Origin of the sequence: Streptomyces hydrogenans, from assembly GCF_014656075.1 — a bacterium.
GTDB lineage: Bacteria > Actinomycetota > Actinomycetes > Streptomycetales > Streptomycetaceae > Streptomyces > Streptomyces hydrogenans.
Window position 1 is genome coordinate 84,309 of record NZ_BNBS01000008.1, and the last position, 21,100, is coordinate 105,408.

General features: G+C 73.7%; 15 protein-coding genes. 10 read left to right on the forward strand and 5 right to left on the reverse strand.

Annotation, left to right across the window (positions count from 1 at the left end; genetic code table 11):
- Positions 1 to 23: 23 nt before the first annotated feature.
- Both IE321_RS06120 and IE321_RS06125 read right to left on the reverse strand, forming a co-directional pair.
- Complete coding sequence (locus IE321_RS06120; protein ID WP_043227273.1) at positions 24 to 650, reverse strand: hypothetical protein; 627 nt, start codon at positions 648 to 650, stop codon at positions 24 to 26.
- 227 nt (positions 651 to 877) lie between these two features.
- Entirely contained in the window at positions 878 to 3,061 is a 2,184-nt protein-coding gene (locus IE321_RS06125; protein WP_190222047.1) for a RecQ family ATP-dependent DNA helicase, read from the reverse strand.
- A gap of 141 nt (positions 3,062 to 3,202) precedes the next feature.
- Between IE321_RS06125 and IE321_RS06130 the strand changes: the two genes are divergently transcribed.
- The 7 genes from IE321_RS06130 (at position 3,203) to IE321_RS06160 (ending at position 13,455) form a co-directional block, all read left to right on the forward strand.
- A complete protein-coding gene (locus tag IE321_RS06130) occupies positions 3,203 to 4,594 on the forward strand; it encodes a DUF4192 domain-containing protein (RefSeq protein WP_190222048.1) in 1,392 nt (463 codons plus the stop codon).
- Between the two features lie 115 nt (positions 4,595 to 4,709).
- Positions 4,710 to 6,767 carry a glycogen debranching N-terminal domain-containing protein gene (locus IE321_RS06135; RefSeq protein WP_190222049.1) on the forward strand — a complete coding sequence of 686 codons (2,058 nt, stop codon included), beginning with the start codon at positions 4,710 to 4,712 and terminating at the stop codon, positions 6,765 to 6,767.
- A 108-nt stretch (positions 6,768 to 6,875) separates the two neighbouring features.
- Positions 6,876 to 7,637 (forward strand): NUDIX hydrolase, encoded by a 762-nt coding sequence (locus IE321_RS06140; RefSeq protein WP_190222050.1) that lies wholly within the window; start codon positions 6,876 to 6,878, stop codon positions 7,635 to 7,637.
- A 123-nt stretch (positions 7,638 to 7,760) separates the two neighbouring features.
- On the forward strand, positions 7,761 to 9,497 hold the full coding sequence (locus tag IE321_RS06145) for an ATP-binding cassette domain-containing protein (RefSeq protein ID WP_190222051.1): 1,737 nt from the start codon (positions 7,761 to 7,763) through the stop codon (positions 9,495 to 9,497).
- Positions 9,498 to 9,657: 160 nt separating this feature from the next.
- A complete protein-coding gene (locus IE321_RS06150) occupies positions 9,658 to 10,548 on the forward strand; it encodes a FadR/GntR family transcriptional regulator (RefSeq protein ID WP_043227267.1) in 891 nt (296 codons plus the stop codon).
- Positions 10,549 to 10,930: 382 nt separating this feature from the next.
- Positions 10,931 to 12,484 (forward strand): RNA polymerase sigma factor, encoded by a 1,554-nt coding sequence (locus IE321_RS06155; RefSeq protein ID WP_043227265.1) that lies wholly within the window; start codon positions 10,931 to 10,933, stop codon positions 12,482 to 12,484.
- A gap of 149 nt (positions 12,485 to 12,633) precedes the next feature.
- Positions 12,634 to 13,455: a S1 family serine peptidase gene (locus IE321_RS06160; protein WP_190222052.1), complete on the forward strand. Its 822-nt coding sequence runs from the start codon at positions 12,634 to 12,636 to the stop codon at positions 13,453 to 13,455.
- Between the two features lie 197 nt (positions 13,456 to 13,652).
- On the opposite strand, the gene IE321_RS06165 is transcribed toward IE321_RS06160, so the two are convergent.
- Positions 13,653 to 13,883 (reverse strand): DUF7455 domain-containing protein, encoded by a 231-nt coding sequence (locus IE321_RS06165; RefSeq protein WP_030495106.1) that lies wholly within the window; start codon positions 13,881 to 13,883, stop codon positions 13,653 to 13,655.
- A 435-nt stretch (positions 13,884 to 14,318) separates the two neighbouring features.
- On the opposite strand from IE321_RS06165, the gene IE321_RS06170 reads away from it, so the two are divergent.
- The 3 genes from IE321_RS06170 to IE321_RS06180 all read left to right on the forward strand — a co-directional run bounded on the left by IE321_RS06170 (position 14,319) and on the right by IE321_RS06180 (position 18,690).
- The gene (locus IE321_RS06170; RefSeq protein ID WP_190222053.1) at positions 14,319 to 16,436 is read left to right on the forward strand and encodes a DNA gyrase/topoisomerase IV subunit B; all 2,118 of its coding nucleotides are present in this window, start codon (positions 14,319 to 14,321) and stop codon (positions 16,434 to 16,436) included.
- Between the two features lie 233 nt (positions 16,437 to 16,669).
- The gene (locus IE321_RS06175) at positions 16,670 to 17,101 is read left to right on the forward strand and encodes a DUF485 domain-containing protein (RefSeq protein WP_372470201.1); all 432 of its coding nucleotides are present in this window, start codon (positions 16,670 to 16,672) and stop codon (positions 17,099 to 17,101) included.
- The gene (locus tag IE321_RS06180) at positions 17,098 to 18,690 is read left to right on the forward strand and encodes a monocarboxylic acid transporter (protein WP_190222054.1); all 1,593 of its coding nucleotides are present in this window, start codon (positions 17,098 to 17,100) and stop codon (positions 18,688 to 18,690) included. Before IE321_RS06175 ends, IE321_RS06180 begins: the two co-directional genes overlap by 4 nt.
- 14 nt (positions 18,691 to 18,704) lie before the next feature.
- Here the strand turns inward: IE321_RS06180 and IE321_RS06185 are convergent, their stop codons facing one another.
- Together IE321_RS06185 and IE321_RS06190 are read right to left on the reverse strand one after the other, a co-directional pair.
- Positions 18,705 to 19,385: a response regulator gene (locus IE321_RS06185; RefSeq protein WP_190222055.1), complete on the reverse strand. Its 681-nt coding sequence runs from the start codon at positions 19,383 to 19,385 to the stop codon at positions 18,705 to 18,707.
- Positions 19,382 to 21,073, reverse strand: coding sequence for a sensor histidine kinase (locus IE321_RS06190; protein WP_190222056.1), 1,692 nt, complete (start codon positions 21,071 to 21,073; stop codon positions 19,382 to 19,384). The genes IE321_RS06185 and IE321_RS06190 overlap by 4 nt, the downstream gene beginning before the upstream one ends.
- Positions 21,074 to 21,100 lie beyond the last annotated feature (27 nt).

Below are 21,100 nucleotides of genomic sequence, written 5' to 3' on the forward strand. Positions count from 1 at the left end.
GCCCGGCGGAGCGGCCGGCCCGCTCAGCGTGCCGCGACCCTGCGTAGGGGTTCGGCCGCCCCGCCCGCCGTCCGCGGAGCGAGGTGCCCCGGCTCGTCGGTCGGCTCGCCCAGCGCGAGCGGCACGGAGTCCGAACTCGGCCGACGACCGCCCCGGCCCTCGCCGAAGACCTGCCAACCGGCCATGGTCAGGGTGATGTACGCGCCGCAGCGCAGCCCGTGGAGCGTGCAGGCGTCACGGAGCCCCCACATCCAGGCCCCGTCCTCCTCCGTCCACCGCTCGTCGCCGTCGCGGCAGTAGACCAGTACCGCCGTCCTGACGGGGGCGCGCCGCCGGAGGTCGTGCGGGACCACCCGCCGCAGGTGGGCCAGGAGCGCGTTCCGGAACTCCCAGCCGTCGGCGGGGCCGGGACGGCGCACGAACGAGGCGCTCGCGGTGAGACGCTCCTCGTGGTCGAGCACCGCCACGACCGCGGTCGTGGGCAGCGGGCGATGGCGCGAGTGCAGTCCGCTCACGACCTCACGTGGACTGCGCAGCAAGGGAATTCCGGCCGCGGCCCAATCGGCGGGCTCCAGCATCCGGGCGAGCCGGCTCGCTGAGGCGGAGCTCGAGCCGAGCGAGGCGGTGGACGGAGCGAATCCGAGGGTCACGGTCCTCCCTTCGGATACGCGCCCGCGAGGCGGGCAAGGTCGGGTGAGGGCGCAGCACGGCACAGTCCTTCCGGACCGCTTCGAGCCGTGTGGGGCGGTTCCCCAATTCTTGCTTGGCCCGAGCGGGGCGGCAACGAGCAATTGAGGCGGCTGACGGTAATCAACCGTTATGCCACTGATATCCCTGCCCAGTTACCCAGTATTCACTCGCCGTTTCCCGGTCCTTCTCAGCCCTGGACGGCGAGCACCAGTGGAAAGACGCCTTCCGCGCCGGACCGGCGCAGGAGCCGGGCCCCCACGGCCAGGGTCCAGCCGGTGTCGGACAGGTCGTCCACCAGGAGCACCGGACCACCCGCCGAGGCCACCCGCTCCGCCAGTTCGGGCGGGACCTCCAACGCCCGGTGCAGGCCGATCACGCGCTGGGCGCTGTTGGTCCGGGACAGGTGCGTGTCCTCCGCCTCGGGCGCGTACCGCACCGATCCGAGCAGGGGCATCCGCCCGATCTCGGCGATCCGCGCGCCGAGCGAGCCCACCAGAGTGGGCCGCCGGCGCGAGGCCACCGTGACCACACCGGCCGGCCGGGGCGGTGCGTCGGGACCGCCGGACGCCCAACCGCCAGGGCCCTTCGCCCAGTCGGCGAGCACCTGGACCACCGCCTGCACCACGTCGTCCGGTACCGGGCCGTCCGGCGCGGTCTCGGCGAGCAGCGGCCGGAGCCGGTTGCCCCAGCCGATGTCCGACAGACGGCCGAGGGCGCGGCCGCCGAACGCCTGCTCCCCGGCCGGGATCCGGCCCTTCAGGTCCACCCCGGCGGCGGCCAGCCCGGTCGGCCACATACGGCGCGGCTCCACCTCCACACCCGGGCGGCCCAGCTCGCCGCGGGCCGCGTCCAGTGCCGAGCCCGTCACCTTCGGATCGAAGCGCGGGCCCGCGCAGTTGTCGCAGCGGCCGCAGGGCGCGGCCTCCTCGTCGTCCAGCCGACGCCGCAGGAACTCCATCCGGCAACCGGTCGTGGTGGCGTACTCGCGCATCGCCTGCTGCTCCGCCGACCGCTGGCGGGCCACCCAGGCGTACCGCTCGGTGTCGTAGACCCACGGCTGGCCCGTGCTCTCCCAGCCGCCCTTCACCCGGTGCACGGCCCCGTCCACGTCGAGAACCTTGAGCATCGTCTCCAGGCGGGTCCTGCGCAGCTCGACCAGCGGCTCCAGGGCGGGCAGCGACATCGGGCGGCCGGCGGAGGCGAGGACGTCGAGGGTCCTGCGGACCTGCTCCTCCGGCGGGAAGGCCACGGAGGCGAAGTACCGCCAGATCGCCTCGTCCTCCTGTCCGGGCAGCAGCAGCACCTCGGCGTGTTCCACGCCGCGCCCGGCACGGCCGACCTGCTGGTAGTACGCGATCGGCGAGGACGGCGAGCCGAGGTGCACGACGAAACCGAGGTCCGGCTTGTCGAAGCCCATGCCCAGGGCCGAGGTCGCTACCAGCGCCTTCACCCGGTTCGCCAGCAGGTCGTCCTCGGCCTGCTGGCGGTCCGCGTTCTCCGTCCGGCCGGTGTACGAGGCGACCGTGTGCCCGCACTGACGGAGATAGGCGGTGACCTCCTCGGCGGCGGCGACGGTCAGGGTGTAGACGATGCCGGAGCCCGGCAGCTCGTCGAGGTGGTCGGCGAGCCAGGCCAGGCGGTGGGCCGCGTCGGGCAGGGTGACCACGCCGAGGCTGAGGGACTCGCGGTCCAGCGGGCCGCGCAGCACGAGGGCGTCGGTGCCCGCGCCGGTGCCGAGCTGTTCGGCGACGTCGGCGGTCACCCGGGCGTTCGCCGTGGCGGTCGTGGCGAGCACGGGAACGCCGGCCGGGAGGTCGGCGAGCATCGTGCGCAGCCGGCGGTAGTCGGGCCGGAAGTCGTGCCCCCAGTCCGAGATGCAGTGCGCCTCGTCCACCACCAGCAGCCCCGTCGCCGCCGCGAGCCGGGGGAGGACCCGGTCGCGGAAGTCGGGGTTGTTCAACCGCTCGGGGGAGACGAGCAGGACGTCGACCTCGCCGGCGTCGACCTCCTCGTTGACGCTGTCCCACTCCTCGGTGTTCGACGAGTTGATCGTCCGGGCCCGGATGCCGGCCCGCGCCGCCGCGTCCACCTGGTTGCGCATGAGGGCGAGCAGCGGAGAGACGATGACGGTGGGCCCGCTGCCGCGCTCGCGCAGCAGGGAGGTCGCGACGAAGTAGACAGCCGACTTGCCCCAGCCGGTCCGCTGGACCACCAGCGCCCGGCGGTGGTCGGCGACGAGCGCCTCGATGGCGCGCCACTGGTCCTCGCGCAGTCTCGCCTCTCCGGTCGGGTCTCCGACGAGTCGGGCCAGTACGGCGTCGGCGGCGGTGCGGAGCGCGGCGCGGTCTTCCGGGCGGTCTGCGTGGGTCATGCGTCCATGCAACCCGATGCCTCGGACATTCGGCGAACGAGACCACGATCTGTGGACAGTGCAAATAGGTTCATCACACCGTATGTGCGGAGTTATCCACAGGGGTTGTCGGAAACGTGAGATCACGAGACGGTCCTCGCCATGAACGCGAATCACCATGAAATCAGCGCATCCGCCCGAGGCCCGCAGATCACCCTGCGCAGCCCGTCCGAGCTCGCCGACGCCCTGCCGTTCGTGCTCGGTTTCCACCCGAGCGACTCCGTCGTGCTCGTCGCCCTGCACGGTGAGAACGGGCGCTTCGGCGGCCGGATCAGGGTCGGCATCCCCCGCTCGCCCGGCGAGTGGGACGCCACCGCGGACAATCTGGCCGAGTGCCTCGTCGAGGCATCCGCCCAGCGCACCGCGCCACCCGACGGCATCGTCGGCTTCCTCTGCCAGGACCCCGGCCCCGGTGAGACCGCCCGCGAGGTCCACGAGCGGCTGCGGCCCCTCGCCCAGCGACTCCGGACCGCCTGCGGAGTCCTCGACATCCCCGTCTACGAAGTGCTGTGCATCTCCGACGGCCGCCACTTCTCCTACTGCTGCCCCGACATCCGCTGCTGCCCGCCCGAGGGCACCCCGCTCTCCCTCGGCGGCACCTCCGCCACGGCGGCTGCCGCCGTGTACGCGGGGATCGAGGTGCGCGGAACGCTGCGGGAGATGGAGGCGAGCTTCAGGCCCACCGGCGCCCCGGGGGACGCACGGCAGCGCCTCGCCCTCGACGCCGCCGCGGCCGAGATCGTCCCCCGCGTCGTGGACGGCGCGGACGAGCACGGCAGGGCACGGCTGCGCGAGGCGACCCTGGCCCTCGCCGGTCGGCTCCTGGGCAGGTTCGCCGAACCGCCGCGCCGGATCGGCGAGGACGGGGCCCGCCGGGGCCGCGCCGCGATCGAGGCCGACGACGACGCCCGCGTCGACCCCGGCGAGGCCGCGGCCGTGATCCTGGGCCTCCAGGACCGCGCCACCCGCGACCACCTCGCCGCGTGGATGGAAGGCCCCGAAGGAGCCGCGGCCGTGCGGCTCTGGCGGGTCCTCGCCCGGCGCTGCGTCGCCCCCTACGAGGAGTACGCGGCGGCACCGCTGACCCTCGCCGGCTGGGCGTCCTGGTCGACCGGCGACGAACCGACCGCCCGCGTCGCCCTCGGCCTGGCCCTCCGGGCCGATCCCGAGTACGTCTTCGCCCGCCTCCTGCACCAGGCGTGCAACCAGGGCCTCGATCCCGAGTCGCTGCGCTCCTGCCTGCGACAGGGGCGGGAGAGCCTGGCCGAGGCCGGGAAGGCGGCCCTCGAACCCGCCCGCCGCGTCCGCACGCGGACCCGCACGCGGGGAGCCCGTCCCGGAGGACCGCGGCCGGCGCTCCCGCGGGCGGGGCGCGGTGCCACCCGCCGGGGCCGGGGGACGCCGGGCGTGCGGCCCGCCGGTCGCGCCGCGACGCGGCCGGGGAACCCCGCCCCGCACCGCGGCGGGCGGCGCGGGACCAGGAGCGGGCGATGACGACCGTGACTCCGCCCGCCACCGGACCGTTCACCTCTGTGGCGGAGCCGGGCGAGCCGTGCCGCCGAGGCCCCGCAGGCCGTCCGGATCGCACAGAGAGCACGCCACACCTCCCATGGTCCTCAGCCCTGTCCCGGCCCCCGGACACCCGACGGGACACCCCCTCCGACGCCCGGCCGCGGGCGGCGGCACCGGCGGCGTCCCCGGCACCCGACCCGGCGAACTCCCCCCGGTCCACGACGCGCTCCTGTGCGTCGCCCTGCCCGCCTTCGCCGTCTCCCCCGAGCACGGCCAGCTCACCGGACACGGGCCGGAAGGCGTGTACGCGTCGGGGCGGCGCCTCCTCTCCCGCAGCGTCCTGCGGGTCGCCGGTCGCGAGCCCGTCCCACTCCAGGGACGGCTCGCCGCCGCCGACCGGGCCGTGTTCGTCGGCGCCCTGCGCGTCCCCGGCGACACCGGACCCGATCCGGGAGTCACCGTCGAACGCTCCCGCGGCGCCGACGGAACCGAGCGGATCACCCTTCGCAGCGCCTGCGCCCGAACGGTCCGGGTCCCGGTGGAGCTCGCTCTGGGCACGGATCTCGCGGAGCTGGGAGCGGTCGCGTCCGGCCGGCCCTGCCCCGAACTCCGACCCAGCGTGCACGGCACCGGCCTCCGCTGGACCGCCCCCGACGGCCGGTCCGTCGCCGTCACGGCCGACCCGGCGCCCACGGACTCCCTGGCGGCGGTCGGCGTCCTCCGCTGGGAAACCGATCTCGCCCCCGGCACCGCCACCACCCTCCACCTCCGCGTCCACGCCGACCGGGCCTTCGGTGCCGCTCCGCCCGGCGCGGGCGGCCGCCCCGGCGGGCACCTGCTCCCGGACGCCCAGGCGGAGGGCGACGACCGCAGGACCGGCGCCCTGCTCCGCACCTGCGTCGAGGACCTGCGGGCACTCCTCCAGCGCGACCCCGCCCACCCGGCCGACGTCCATCTCGCGGCCGGCGTCCCGTGGCGCTGCGGACCGGTCACCGCGGAGGCGCTCTGGGCGGCCCGCATGGCCCTGCCGCTCGGCACCCGGCTCGCCGCCGGCACCCTCCGCGCCCTCGGCCGCACCCAGCTCACCGGCGGAGCCGAGTCCGGGCGCCTCCCCGGCCCGCTGCGGGACGCGGGGCCGCACCTACCGCCCCGCTGCACCGGCGTCGAGGCCACCCTCGCCTTCCCCGTCGTCCTCGCCGAGGCCCGGCGCTGGGGCCTCCCCGGCGCCGACCTGGACGAGCTCCTTCCGGTGGCGGAGCGGTGCCTCGGCTGGCTGCGCCGCGGGCTCACCGCGGACGGGCTCCTGCCGGACCCGGCGCCCGGCGGCCCCTGGCGCGCCGAGACCCAGGCCCACGCCCACCGGGCCGCCCTGCTCGGAGCCGGCCTCCTCGACGCCTGCGGCCGGCCCGGCGGGGCGGAGCTCCGGGCCGCGGCCCGCACCCTGCGCGAGCGCTTCCGGAGCACCTTCTGGATCGACGACCCGTCCGGCGGCCGGCCCGCCGCCGCCCGGGCGCCGGAGGGCCGCTCCTGGCCCCAGCTCGGCGGGTGGGCCGCCCACCTCCTCGACACCGGGCTCCTCGACGGAGGCCGGTACGCCCAGGGGCTGCTCGACCGGACGGAGACCGAACAGGTCGCGCGGCTGCTCGGCACCCCCGCCCTCGACTCCGGCTGGGGACTGCGCGGCCTCGGCGCCAAGGAGCCGGGCCACAACCCGTTCGGCCACCGGGCCGGAGCCGTCCGCGTCCACGAGACGGCCGTCGCCGTCGCCGGTCTGGCCGCCGCCGGATACGAGAAGGAGGCCGCCTCCCTGCTGCGAGGCCTCCTCGACGCCGCCGAGCACTTCGGCCACCGGCTGCCCGAGATGTACGCGGGCGAGCAGAGGACTGCGGGCGCGCGCCCCGTGCCGCACCCGGCGGCCCGCCGGCCCGCCGCCGGCGCCGCCGCCGGAGCCGTCCACGCGCTCCCCGCCCTGGCCGGCATCCGCCCCGACGCCCCCGGCCGGAGCGTGGCCGTGCAGCCGATGGCCTCGGCTCCGCTGGGCGAGCTCCGCCTCTCGGGGCTCGTGGTCGCCGGGGAGCCCTTCGCCGTGCGGGTGAGCCGTCTCGGACTCGGTATGGTCGAGGAGGCCGCCGAGGGCCTGCAGCTGGGGGTGTGACGGATGCCGGACACGGAGACGAGGACACCCTCGCGACAGGGCGAGGACGTCGAAGGCGGAGAGCACGAGAGGCGTGTTTATCGTCAGGAAGACGACTATGATCGCGGCATGCCCCCCTACGACCCGTCGGCCTTCCCGCCCTTCGCCGTCACCGTCGACCTGGTCGTGCTCACCGTGCGGAGTCACGCCCTGTGCACCCTCGTCGTCCGCAGGGGGGAAGAGCCCTTCCAGGGACGGTGGGCGCTGCCCGGAGGCTTCGTCCGCGACGACGAGGACCTCGGCGCCGCCGCGGCGCGCGAGCTGGCCGAGGAGACCGGACTGTGCGCCCACGACCCGTCGGCGGCGTCGGTGCCGGACAACGGCGCGCACCTGGAGCAGCTCGCGACCTACGGCGCCCCCAAGCGCGACCCGCGGATGAGGGTGGTGAGTGTCGCGCACCTCGCGCTCGCCCCCGATCTGCCCGCCCCCCGGCCCGGCGGCGACGCCAACAGCGCGCGCTGGGCCCCCGTGGAGGAACTGCTCGACCAGGCGCGGGCCGCCGGGCCCGACTCCCCGGACGCGCTCGCCTTCGACCACGCCCAGATCCTGTCCGACGGCGTGGAGCGGGCCCGTTCCAAGATCGAGTACTCCTCGCTCGCGACGGCGTTCTGCCCGCCGGAGTTCACCGTCGGCGAGCTGCGCCGGGTCTACGAGGCCGTCTGGGGCGTCTCGCTCGATCCGCGCAACTTCCACCGCAAGGTCACCGGCACCCCCGGCTTCCTCGTGCCGACCGGCGGGACCACCACCCGTCAGGGAGGGCGCCCCGCCCAGCTGTTCAGGGCCGGTGGCGCGACGCTGCTCAACCCGCCGATGCTGCGCCCCGAGGTCTGAGGGGCACACGCCCCCGCCGCCCCCGGGGCGGCAACCCTGCGCCAAAAGTCCGAAATCTGGCGTTATCTTGCTGCGATAGCGCCGCCCTGCCGCGGAGCGGTGACTCCTACCGCGAGAGAAGCGATGCTCCAGGCCATCGGACTGACCAGCAACCCCCGCCGCGATCGCCCGCCCGCCGTGGACGATCTGACCTTCGAGGCCCCGCCCGGGGCCGTGACCGCCCTCGTCGGCCCCCCGGGCGCCGGCAAGACGACCGCCCTGCGCCTCCTGCTCGAACTCGACCCGGGGCGCGGACTCTCCTACTTCCGGGGCCGGCCGCTGCACCGGATCGCCCAGCCCGCGCGCGAGGTCGGGATCGTCCTCGGAGACGTACCCGGACACCCGTCCCGTACCGTCCGCGGGCAGCTGCGGATGCTCGCGGCAGGCGCGGGAGTTCCGGTCGCCCGGGCCGACGAGGCGATCCGCGCCGTGGGCCTCGCCGGGCTGGAAGGGCGACGGCTCGGCAGTCTGCCGCGCGGGGCCGAGCGCCGACTCGCCCTGGCCGCAGCTCTGTTGGGGGAGCCGCACGCGCTGCTCCTGGACGACCCGGGAGCGGGGCTGTCCCCGGAGGAGCGGGGGCGGCTGCACGCGCTGCTGCGCGCGCACGCGGACGCCGGCGGCACCGTCCTCTACACCACCCGGGACGCCAGGGACGCGGCGAGGAACGCCGACCGCGTCGTCACGCTCGACGGCGGCCGCCTCGCCGCCGCCCAGGACGCCGGAGAGTTCGCCCGCACCCGCTTGCGGCCCCGGGTCGTCGTCCGCACCCCGCAGGCCGCACGGCTCGCCGCCGCCGTGACCCAGGAGGCCAGGGCCGCCCGCCGTCCGGTCGAGGTCGTGACGGAGGACGGCAACCTCCTCCTGGTGTACGGCGGCGACTGTGCCCAGGTGGGGGACACGGCCTTCCGGCACGGCGTGCCCGTCCACCGGCTCGCGGACGAGACCGGCGAGAGCCGTCCCGCCGGGGTGGGGGAGGAGGCGGCGCCCGGTCCGCTCCCCGGGACGGGTGCCGCCGCTCCGGACCGGGTCGCCGGGGCGCGACGCCCGGTCCGCTCGCCGCTGCGGCCGCTCCGGTACGAGCTGCGCCGGATCACCGGCGTACCGTCCACGGCGCTGGTCCTGGCGGGCGCCCTGGCCGTGTCGGCCGTGCTCGCGGTGCTGCTCGGGCGGGGCGGCGGCACCTCGCTCCCGGCGGTGCTCGCCGCCTGGCCCGACCTCCTGCCGCTGCCGCCCGCGGCGCTCGGTGCCGGGCTGATCGGCGCGCTCTCCTTCGGCGAGGAGTACCGCTACCCCGCGCTCGCCGCCGGCCGCGGGGCCGTGCCGCGCCGCCTCGCGCTGCTCCTCGCCAAGCTCGCCGTCTCCGCGGCCGTCGCCCTGGTCCTCGGTGTGCTGGTGGCGGGTGCCGACCTGGCGGCCCTCCGGCTCTTCTACGGGGCCGACTTGATCATCGTGCCCGACAACTGGCACGCGATGACGGCGAGTTGGCTGGGCCTCTCGGTCGGCTGCGCCTGGGCGGGGGTGCTGGGGGCGGGGGTGTTCCGGGCCGCGGCGGCCGGGGTGGCGGCGGTCCTCTTCGTCCCGGTCGCCTTCGTCCCGCTGCTGCGGCAGGTGATGAGCGGTCCCGCCGTCCGGTCCGTCGCCGGACTCCCGGCCCGCCTGGGCGAGTTCGCGGGGCCGCGGTGGGCGCCACCCCTCGACCGGTGGATCGCCGGGGCGCTGGAGGTAGTGGCGCAGCCCGCCGGAGTGGCCCTCCTGCTCACGTTGACGGTCCTGCTCTGCGCCTATCTGGTCACCGGGGTTCGTCGGCAGGCGCGTTGGTGATCATTTCCGGATCGGTATGTTCCGCTTGGGTCGCAACTCCCTTGCACAATGCCGCTTATGTCCGAATAATCGTCAATTGTGTAGGGGGTGCCGATCACCCTTTCGTGTGCTTTTCACCAAAGACCTCAAGGGCCACGGAGGCCACGCCGACAAAGGATGCGTGAGTACCCTTGCGCACACGATGATGACCGCCGCCCGCTCCGTCGACTCCGGCCTCGGCGCCCCGGGCGATCTCGACCGCTACCCCTACGCGGAGGCCCCCGTCGCCGACCGCGTGGGCCCGCCCTCCTGGGAGGGGGTGGAGACGGACCTCGGCCGCGTGGGCCGCCGCACCGCCGGCAGCCGCGGTCGCGGACTGCACGGCCAGCTCGTCCAGCAGCTCGGCCAGATGATCGTCTCCGGCGACCTCGGCGCGGATCGTCCCCTCGTCCCCGAGGAGATCGGCCAGCGCTTCGAGGTCTCGCGCACCGTCGTGCGCGAGTCCCTCCGCGTCCTGGAGGCCAAGGGCCTCGTCAGCGCCCGCCCCAACGTCGGCACCCGGGTCCGCCCGGTCAGCGACTGGAACCTGCTCGACCCCGACATCATCGAGTGGCGCGCCTTCGGCCCGCAGCGCGACGACCAGCGGCGCGAGCTCAACGAGCTGCGCTGGACGATCGAGCCGCTGGCCGCCCGCCTCGCCGCCGGTCACGGCCGCGAGGATGTGCAGCAGCGCCTCGCCGACATGGTCGAGATCATGGGTCACGCGTACGCGCAGGGTGACGGCATCACCTTCTCCCGCGCCGACACCGAGTTCCACTCCCTGCTCATCCAGCTCGCCGGCAACCGCATGCTGGAGCACCTCTCCGGCATCGTCGCCGCCGCCCTCCAGGTCTCCGGCGGTCCCGTCACCGCCTGCGACCGCCCCGGCGAGAGCTGCCTGGCCCACCACGGCCGCATCGTCGACGCCCTCGCCGCCGGGGACGCGGTGGCCGCCGAGACCGCCATGCGCCAACTGCTCACGGTCCACCCCGGGGTGGAGCCCCCCGTCGTCCCCTCCCCCCGCGAGCACTGATCCGCGGACCGTGGCCGGAAGCGCACGGGTGCGTACGCAGGGAGAGCCGCCGGATCCGAGCGCGGTCCGGGGAGCCCGACCGGGTTCCCCGGACCGCGCCAGGGTTCCGGCGGCGCCGAATGTACGCTTGAGTACCGTTCCGCCCGGTTCGTCGCGGATGCGGTGTGACTCGGGACACGAAGATTGGGCGTAACACTCCTCCGACCCGTGCGATGACCTAAGAGGTGACAGCCGAGGAAGGAATACAGCTGCCGGTGCAGGCGCTGTGCAGTTCCCCGGTCCAGCCCGCGCCGTCGGCACATTCCCCGTCGACGGTCGTCGGCTCCGGTCCGATCCTTCGGGCGGGGCCGGAAGCCGTTTCCATCGTTCCGAGAGGTTGTTCGTGTCGGCCAGCACATCCCGTACGCTCCCGCCGGAGATCGCCGAGTCCGAGTCTGTGATGGCGCTCATCGAGCGGGGAAAGGCTGATGGGCAGATCGCCGGCGATGACGTGCGTCGGGCCTTCGAGGCTGACCAGATTCCGCCAACCCAGTGGAAGAATGTTCTGCGCAGCCTCAATCAGATCCTCGAGGAAGAGGGTGTGACGCTGATGGTCAGTGCAGCGGAGTCGCCGAAGCGCGCCCGCAAGAGCGCAGCAGCGAAGAGCCCGGCCAAGCGCACCGCCGCCAAGACCACCGTCACCGCCAGGGCGGCGACGGTGACGAGGACCACCGTCGCGACCGGCTCGGCGGCCCCCGCGGCCGAGAGCGCGGACCCGGCCGACGAGGCCGCGTCGCCCGCCAAGAAGGCGGCCGCGAAGAAGACCGCCGTCAAGAAGACGGCGGCCAAGAAGACCGTCGCCAAGAAGACGGCGGCCAAGAAGACCGCGTCCAAGAAGTCCGACGACGAAATGATCGAGGGCGAGGAGCTCCTCGAGGACGTCGCGCCGGGCAAGGACGAGGAGGAGACCGAGGGCGAGACCAAGGGCTTCGTCCTGTCCGACGAGGACGAGGACGACGCTCCCGCCCAGCAGGTCGCCGTCGCCGGTGCCACCGCGGACCCGGTCAAGGACTACCTGAAGCAGATCGGCAAGGTCCCGCTGCTCAACGCCGAGCAGGAGGTCGAGCTCGCCAAGCGCATCGAGGCCGGTCTCTTCGCCGAGGACAAGCTCGCCAACTCGGACAAGATCGCTCCCAAGCTCAAGCGCGAGCTGGAGATCATCGCCGAGGACGGCCGCCGCGCCAAGAACCACCTCCTGGAGGCCAACCTCCGTCTGGTGGTCTCGCTGGCCAAGCGTTACACCGGCCGCGGCATGCTCTTCCTGGACCTGATCCAGGAGGGCAACCTGGGTCTGATCCGCGCGGTCGAGAAGTTCGACTACACCAAGGGCTACAAGTTCTCCACGTACGCCACCTGGTGGATCCGTCAGGCGATCACCCGCGCCATGGCCGACCAGGCCCGCACCATCCGTATCCCGGTGCACATGGTCGAGGTCATCAACAAGCTCGCGCGCGTCCAGCGCCAGATGCTCCAGGACCTGGGCCGCGAGCCCACCCCGGAGGAGCTGGCCAAGGAACTCGACATGACCCCCGAGAAGGTCATCGAGGTCCAGAAGTACGGCCGTGAGCCGATCTCCCTCCACACCCCCCTGGGTGAGGACGGCGACAGCGAGTTCGGTGACCTCATCGAGGACTCCGAGGCGGTCGTCCCGGCCGACGCGGTCAGCTTCACGCTCCTCCAGGAGCAGCTGCACTCCGTCCTCGACACGCTCTCCGAGCGTGAGGCCGGCGTGGTCTCCATGCGCTTCGGTCTCACCGACGGCCAGCCGAAGACGCTCGACGAGATCGGCAAGGTCTACGGCGTGACCCGCGAGCGGATCCGCCAGATCGAGTCGAAGACGATGTCGAAGCTGCGCCACCCGTCGCGCTCGCAGGTCCTGCGCGACTACCTCGACTGACCGTTCCGGTCCGTCCGGGACGCACGGCAGTGGCCGAAGGGTCCGGTTCCCCGCTCGGGGAGCCGGGCCCTTCGGCCGTTCGCGGTGCAGGGGACCCCTCCGTGCTGGACGCTGGGTGAACGGATATCAGCGGAGAGTCAGGAGGCTCCATGCGTGGTCCCTTCGCCCGAGCGTTGACGGGTGCCCTGGGTCTGGTCACGGCGGTGGCAGGAGTGGTGGCCGGTGCCGCCCCGGCCGCGGCGGACAGCGTCGTGGTGGGCGGCAGCCCGGCCGCGATCACCGAAGCGCCCTGGGTGGTGGCCCTGTCCAGCCGTGACCGGTTCGGGGGTACGCGGGCGGGCCAGTTCTGCGGCGGCGTCGTCGTGGCGCCCACCAAGGTGCTCACCGCGGCCCACTGCCTGGGGCGCGAGGTGCTCGGCGGTCAGCCCTGGCAGCTGCGGGACTTCTCGGTGATCGCGGGTCGCGCGTCGCTGCGCGGGCAGGGCGGGCAGGAGGTCCGGATCGCGGACACCTGGGTGAACCCCGACTACGACCCGACGACCAACTCGGGCGACCTCGCCGTGCTGACCCTCGCCGAATCCCTGCCGGAGTCCTTCGTCATCAAGGTGGCCGCGCGCGGTGACGCGGCGGAGAACCCGGGGACGGCCGCCGAGGTGTACGGCTGGGGCGACACGAGCGGGAACGGCAGCTACGCCTCCTCGCTCCGCTCCGCGCACGTCCAGGTACTCCCGGACGCCGCCTGCGAGCGCGCGTACCCGGACGGCTTCGGCGGGGTCTCGTACCGCAAGGAGACCATGCTGTGCGCCGGCGACCCCCGCGGCGGCCGGGACGCGTGCCAGGGCGACAGCGGCGGCCCGCTGGTGGCACGCGGAGTGCTGGTCGGGCTCGTGTCCTGGGGCAGCGGCTGCGGACAGGCCGAGAACCCGGGGGTCTACACGCGGGTGTCCACGGTGCTGCCCGAGCGCCTCTGAGGCGCCGCAGGGGCCCTTGGCGGCCCGGCAGCGGACCGGCACACCTGCCCGACAGGGGCGCGGAGCGAGCGGAGGCGCGGTCCGATGACGGCGGTGCCCCCGTGGGTACGAGAACGGGCGGTCATCCCCCGCAGGGGATGACCGCCCGTCGTCCGGTCGTCAGAGACCGGCCCTTAGCTCGTCGTGGTAGCGCGGAGTCAGTGCTCGTCGCCCACCGTGCGGGCCGGCACGTCGGTCAGCCGGTCCGTCTCATCCTGTATCTCAACGGCGATCTTCTTGAGTTCCGGCTCGAACTTGCGACCGTGATGGGCGCAGAAGAGCAAGTCACCTCCGCTGGCCAGGACGACACGCAGGTAAGCCTGGGCGCCGCAGCGGTCGCAGCGGTCAGCGGCCGTCAGGGGGCTCGCGGGGGTCAGAACAGTAGTCACGTCGCCTCTTCTCTAGCTCGACGAGCTGTCGTACCAGGGTCAACATCCAACCAGGCCGAAAACGTTCCCGCTCGTGGCTTTTCCTTGAAACTTTTCCCAAGGTGGCTGTTTGCTGCCGGTTGGCGGCGAATGAGCCGTATTGCGTCGCTCTACGGGTTTCGCATTGCTGTGGTGTGTCGGCCGTCCTCCCGGCGGGGTTGCCGGTTGTTGATGAGGACGTGCCCGGAGCCTAGATGGTTCATGCCGGGAAGGGAACGTGATGTTCGCGTCACCCCATCGAGGGATCGAACATCCATACGAGTCTGGACTAGCATGAGCAAACCGGGAGGGTGGCGTTTCAGCGGCCCTACCAGGCATCGGTACCCTCTGTGCGGTGAGCGACGCCGATACTCACCCCATCGGGCAAGATCTCAAATTCAGCGAGGAGCGAACCGCGTGACCGCCGAAACGTCCGTGCCGTCCAGTGCGCTGCTGACCGCAGACCGTGACGGTTCCAACTACACCGCGCGGCACCTGCTCGTCCTCGAAGGGCTCGAAGCGGTCCGCAAGCGTCCCGGAATGTACATCGGGTCCACGGACAGCCGTGGCCTGATGCACTGCCTCTGGGAGATCATCGACAACTCGGTCGACGAGGCCCTGGGCGGCTACTGCGACCGCATCGACGTCATCCTCCACGACGACGGGTCCGTCGAGGTCCGCGACAACGGCCGGGGCATCCCGGTCGACGTCGAGCCCAAGACCGGCCTGTCCGGCGTCGAGGTCGTCATGACCAAGCTGCACGCCGGCGGAAAGTTCGGAGGCGGCTCGTACGCGGCCTCCGGCGGTCTGCACGGCGTCGGCGCCTCCGTGGTCAACGCCCTCTCGGCCCGCCTCGACGTCGAGGTCGACCGGAACGGCGCCACGCACGCGATCAGCTTCCGGCGCGGCGTCCCCGGCATCTTCACCGAGCAGGGCCCCGACAGCCCCTTCGACCCGGCGAGCGGTCTGGTCAAGGGCAAGCGGGTGCCCAAGACCCGCACCGGCACCCGCGTCCGCTACTGGGCCGACCGCCAGATCTTCCTCAAGGACGCCAAGCTCGCCCTGGACGGGCTGCACCAGCGCGCCCGCCAGACGGCCTTCCTCGTGCCCGGCCTCACCATCGTCGTCCGCGACGAGCGGGACCTGGAGGGCATCGGCAAGAGCGAGGAGGTCTTCCGCTTCGACGGCGGCATCAGCGAGTTCTGCGAGTTCCTCGCGCAGGACAAGGCCGTCTGCGACGTGCTGCGCCTCACCGGCCAGGGCACCTTCAAGGAGACCGTGCCGGTCCTCGACGACCGCGGCCACATGACCCCCACCGAGGTCACCCGCGAGCTCGGCGTCGACGTCGCCCTGCGCTGGGGCACCGGGTACGACACCACCGTCCGGTCCTTCGTGAACATCATCGCCACCCCCAAGGGCGGCACCCACGTCTCCGGCTTCGAGCAGGCCATCACCAAGACGGTGAACGAGGTGCTGCGCTCGGCCAAGATGCTGCGCGTCGCCGAGGACGACATCGTCAAGGACGACGCCCTGGAGGGCATGACCGCGGTCGTCACCGTGCGTCTCGCCGAGCCGCAGTTCGAGGGCCAGACCAAGGAGGTCCTCGGCACCTCGGCGGCCCGCCGGATCGTCGCCACCGTGGTCGCCCGCGAGCTCAAGGCCTTCCTGACCTCCACCAAGCGGGACGCCAAGGCCCAGGCCCGGGCCGTCCTGGAGAAGGCCGTCGCCGCGGCCCGGACCCGGATCGCCGCCCGCCAGCACAAGGAGGCGCAGCGCCGGAAGACCGCCCTGGAGTCCTCCTCGCTGCCGGCGAAGCTGGCCGACTGCCGCAGCGACGACGTCGAGCGCAGCGAGCTCTTCATCGTCGAGGGAGACTCCGCGCTCGGCACCGCCAAGCTCGCCCGCAACAGCGAGTTCCAGGCCCTGCTGCCGATCCGCGGCAAGATCCTCAACGTCCAGAAGTCGTCCGTCTCGGACATGCTCAAGAACGCCGAGTGCGGCGCGATCATCCAGGTCATAGGAGCGGGCTCCGGCCGCACCTTCGACATCGACGCGGCCCGGTACGGCAAGGTCATCATGATGACCGACGCCGACGTCGACGGCTCGCACATCCGCACGCTGCTGCTGACCCTCTTCCAGCGCTACATGCGCCCGATGGTCGAGGCCGGCCGGGTGTTCGCCGCCGTGCCGCCGCTGCACCGGATCGAGCTGGTCCAGCCCAAGAGGGGCCAGGACAAGTACGTGTACACGTACTCCGACAACGAGCTGCGGCAGACGCTCCTGGAGTTCCAGCGCAAGGGGGTCCGCTACAAGGACTCCATCCAGCGCTACAAGGGCCTCGGAGAGATGGACGCCGACCAGCTCGCGGAGACCACGATGGACCCGCGCCACCGCACCCTGCGCCGGATCAACATCGGCGACCTGGACGCGGCCGAGACGGTCTTCGACCTGCTGATGGGCAACGACGTGGCGCCGCGCAAGGAGTTCATCACCAGCTCCGCGGCGACCCTCGACCGCTCGCGCATCGACGCCTGAGCCGCACCACCGCACGACCCGCACCACCGCACGACCCGCACCCGCCCGGCCCCGCCCGGCCGGCGCCGGGCGGGTGCGGCGTCCATACGCATATCGGTGCGGTCCGGTCAGGAACCGGGACGAAGAGTCACCTGATGGGGTGAAGACCGGAGGGAGAAGAGTCCGGGATCTGCCCACTCTGTCCATCCTTGGGCACGCGGCCGAAACGGTTCGCTGACAAGGAGAGTTGACCGGTGGAGCAGCTGGACGAGCAGGAGCGCGCGGGGGCGCGGGACGACGGGGCGGCGACGGGGGTGCCGCGCCCGCGGTACGACGAGGCCGGGCACCGGACGCCCGGGGCGGCCGAGATCTACCTGGAGGTCCAGCGGAGCCCCGCCTTCCAGGAGGTGCGGCGCCGTTACCGCCGCTTCGCCTTCCCCGCGACCGTCGCCTTCCTCCTCTGGTACCTCGCCTACGTCGTGGCCGCCACGGCCGCACCCGGCCTGATGGCCCGCCCGGTGGCCGGCGCGGTCAACGTGGCGATGGTCGCGGGCCTCGGCCAGTTCCTCACCACCTTCCTCCTCACCTGGGCCTACGCGCGCCACGCGCGGCTGCGCCGGGACCGGGCGGCGCTCGAACTGCGCTGGGACACCCAGGAGATGACGAGAGGGGCCGGACAGTGGTGACCGGAGACCACCAGACGCTCGCCCTGCTGCTCTTCAGCGCCTTCGTCGCCGTGACCCTCGGCATCACCACCTGGGTGAGCCGCAACCGGCACGGCTCGACCGAGGAGTTCTACGCCGGCGGCCGGCTCTTCTCGCCGATGGAGAACGGATTCGCCATCGCCGGCGACTACATGTCCGCGGCCTCCTTCCTCGGCATCTCCGGCCTCATCGCGCTCTACGGCTACGACGGCATGCTCTACTCGGTCGGCTTCCTGGTCGCCTGGCTGGTCGTGCTGCTGCTCGTCGCCGAACTCGTCCGCAACTGCGGCCGGTTCACCCTCGCCGACGTCGTCGCCGCGCGGATGGCCGAACGGCCCGTCCGCATCGCGGCCGGCACCTCCTCGGTGGCCGTGTCGGTGCTCTACCTCGTGGCCCAGATGGTCGGCGCCGGCAGTCTGGTGGCCCTCCTGCTGGGCGGCACTGGCGAGGCGGCCCGCACCTGGACGGTCATCGGCGTCGGCGCGCTGATGGTGATCTACGTGTCGCTGGGCGGGATGCGGGCCACCACCTGGATCCAGATCGTCAAGGCGGTGCTGCTGATGGCGGGCACCGTGGCGCTCACCGTGCTCGTCCTGATCCGCTTCCACGGCGACATCGACAGCCTGCTCAGCACCGCCGCCGAGCGCAGCGGGCACGGAACCGCCTTCCTCGGCCCCGGGCTGCGCTACGGCGGCGACTGGACGGCCCGGCTCGACTTCATCAGCCTCGGCCTCGCGCTCGTCCTCGGCACCGCCGGACTGCCCCACATCCTGTCCCGCTTCTACACCGTGCCCACCGCGCGGGCCGCCCGCCGCTCCGTCGTCTGGTCCATCGGCCTCATCGGCGGCTTCTACCTGATGACGATCGTCCTCGGCTTCGGTGCCGCCGCCCTCATCGGCTCCGACGAGGTCCGCGCCTCCAACGCCTCGGGGAACACGGCCGTCCCGCTGCTCGCGCTCGACCTCGGCGGGGGAGCGGGCTCCACCGGCGGCACGGTGCTCTTCGCGGTCGTCGCGGCCGTCGCCTTCGCGACCATCCTCGCCGTCGTCGCCGGGATCACCCTGGCCTCCTCGGCCTCCGTCGCCCACGACCTCTACGCCTCGCTGCGGCGGCCCGACGGCAGGCAGTACAGCGAGGTCGCGGTCGCCCGGGTGGCCGCCGCCGTCATCGGCGCGGCCGCGATCGGACTGGGGCTGCTGGCCAGCGACCTCAACGTGGCCTTCCTCGTCGGGCTCGCCTTCGCGGTCGCCGCCTCGGCCAACCTCCCGGTGCTGCTCTACTCGCTCTTCTGGCGCCGCTTCACCACCCGGGGAGCGGTCTGGTCCGTCTACGGCGGACTCGTCCCCGCGGTGCTCCTGGTGCTGCTGTCACCGGTGGTCTCCGGCAGTCCGGACGCGCTCTTCCCGGGCGTCGACCTCCAGGTCTTCCCGCTGCAGAACCCGGGCGTGGTCTCCATCCCGCTCGGCTTCCTCGCCGGCTGGCTCGGCACCGTCACCTCGCCCGAGCCGCCCGACGAGGCGCGGCACGCCGAGACCGAGGTGCGGGCGCTCACCGGGGCCGGGGCCGTCTGATCCCTCCCGGCGCGTCAGGGCGAGGAGACCCAGGTGTAGCGGTGCTCGGGGCGACCGGTCTCGCCGTACCGGAGGGAGAGCCGTACCCGCCCGGAGCGTTCGAGGAGTTTGAGGTAGCGCTGGGCGGTCTGGCGGCTGACGCCGGCCCGCTCGGCCAGCTCCTGGGTGGAGAGCGGGCCGTCGGCGGCCAGCAGCACCTGGCGGACCAGCTCGGCCGTGGTCGGCGAGTGCCCCTTGGGCAGGTCGGGGGTGGCGGCGCCCGCCGCCAGGGTGCCGAAGATGCGGTCGACCTCGGCCTGTTCGGCCTCGCCGCCGCCCTCCAGGGTGCGGCGGAGCGTCGCGTACGCCTCCAGCTTGGAGCGCAGTCCGGCGAAGTTGAACGGCTTGACCAGGTACTGGAGGGCGCCGTGTCGCATCGCCGCCTGCACGGTCGCCACGTCCCGGGCCGCGGTCACCATGATCACGTCGCACTGGTGGCCGCGGGCCCGCAGCTCGCGGATGGCGGCGAGGCCGTTCTCGTCCGGGAGGTAGTGGTCGAGGAGGACCAGGTCCACCGGCCGGCCGTCCAGCACGGCCAGGGCCTCGGCCGTCGAGTGGGCGGTGGCGGCGACCCGGAAGCCGGGCAGCTTGGTCACGTACGCGGCGTTCACCCGCGCCACGCGGGCGTCGTCGTCGACGACGAGCACGTCGATCATCGGGAGAGCTCCTCGGCCGCGGTCGGGTCCACCGGTCCGCGCGGTGCGGGCGGCGCGGTCTCCGTCAGGGCGTCCGGCAGGACCACGGTGAACTCCGCGCCGCCGGCCGGTCCGGCCGCCACCCGCGCGCTGCCTCCGCGCCGTTCGGCGAGGCGCCGGACCAGTGCCAGGCCGAGGCCGCGCCGGCCGTGGGCGGGCGGTTCCTTGGTCGTCCACCCCTCGGTGAAGATCATTTCCCGGCGCTCCTCGGGGACGCCGGGCCCGCTGTCCGCGACCCGCAGGACCACCGTCCGGCCGTCGGCGCGCAGCGCCACCTCGACCCGGGCGTCCGGGCCGCCCGAGGCGGCGTCCAGGGCGTTGTCCACGAGGTTGCCGACGACGGTGACCAGCTCGCGGGGGTCGACCAGCCGGTCCGGGAGCAGCGAGTCGGGGGCGATCCGCAGCGCGACGCCGCGCTCGGCGGCGACCGTCGCCTTGCCGACCAGGAGGGCGGCGAGCAGCGGGTCGTGGACCTTCTCGGTGACCTGCTCGGCGGTCGCCCGGTGGACCCCGACGACCTCGGTGACGAAGTCGGCCGCCTCCTCGTACAGCTCCAGCTCCAGGAGCCCCAGGAGGGTGTGCAGACGGTTGGCGTGCTCGTGGTCCTGGGCCCGCAGGGCGTCGATCAGACCGCGGGTGGAGTCCAGCTCCCGGCCGAGCCGCTCCAGCTCGGTGCGGTCGCGCAGGGTCGCCACGGCGCCGCCGTCGTCCGTGGGCATCCGGTTGGCGATCAGCACCCGGTGCCCCTGGACGGTCACCAGGTCGGCGCCGGTCACCCGGCCGGTCAGCACGTCCGCGGTGCGGCCGGGGCCGAGGAGCGCGTCGAGCGGCCGTCCGGCGGCGTCGGGGCCGAGGCCGAGCAGGCGCTGGGCCTCGTCGTTGAGGAGCCGTACGGACCCCTTGCGGTCGAGGGCCACCACGCCCTCGCGGATGCCGTGGAGCATCGCCTCGCGCTCGGCGAGCAGTGCCGAGATGTCGGAGAAGGCCAGGTCACGGGTCTGTCGCTGGATGCGCCGGGAGATCAGGTACGCCGCGAGGGCGCCGGCCGCGAGCGCGCCGCCCGCGTAGGCCAGGAGGCCGGGGATCGCGGAGAGGAGCCGGTCGCGGACGCTGTCGTACGCGATGCCGACGGAGACCGCGCCGACGATCCCGCCGTCGGCGTTCCGCAGCGGCGCCTTGCCGCGCGCCGAGCGGCCGAGGGTGCCGCTGTCGATCTCCATGACCTCGCGGCCCGCCAGGGCCTCGCTCGGGTCGGTGGAGACGGTCCGGCCGATCTGGACGGGGTCGGGGTGCGACCAGCGCACGCCGCGGGTGTCCATGACGACCACGTACTCGGCGCCGGTCGCCGCCCGGACCCGTTCCGCCTCGCGCTGCACCGGCCCGGTCGCCGACGGGGGCCCGCCGGCCAGGTCGGCGGCCGTACGGGTGGAGGCGATGGTCTCCGCGATGGCGAGGGCCCGCCGCATGGCCTGGTCGTCGAGCTGGGCGCTCAGCGGGGCCAGGAAGAAGCCGGTGGCCAGCACCGTGACGCCGGTGGCGACGGCCAGCTGCATCAGCAGCACCTGCGAGAACACCCGCCGCGGCCATCCCAGCCGTCGCCGTCGGCGCACGGCGGGGCGTGCGGAGGGGATCGAAGCGCTGCGGGTCATGCCCGAAACGGTACGGGGACGGCGCGC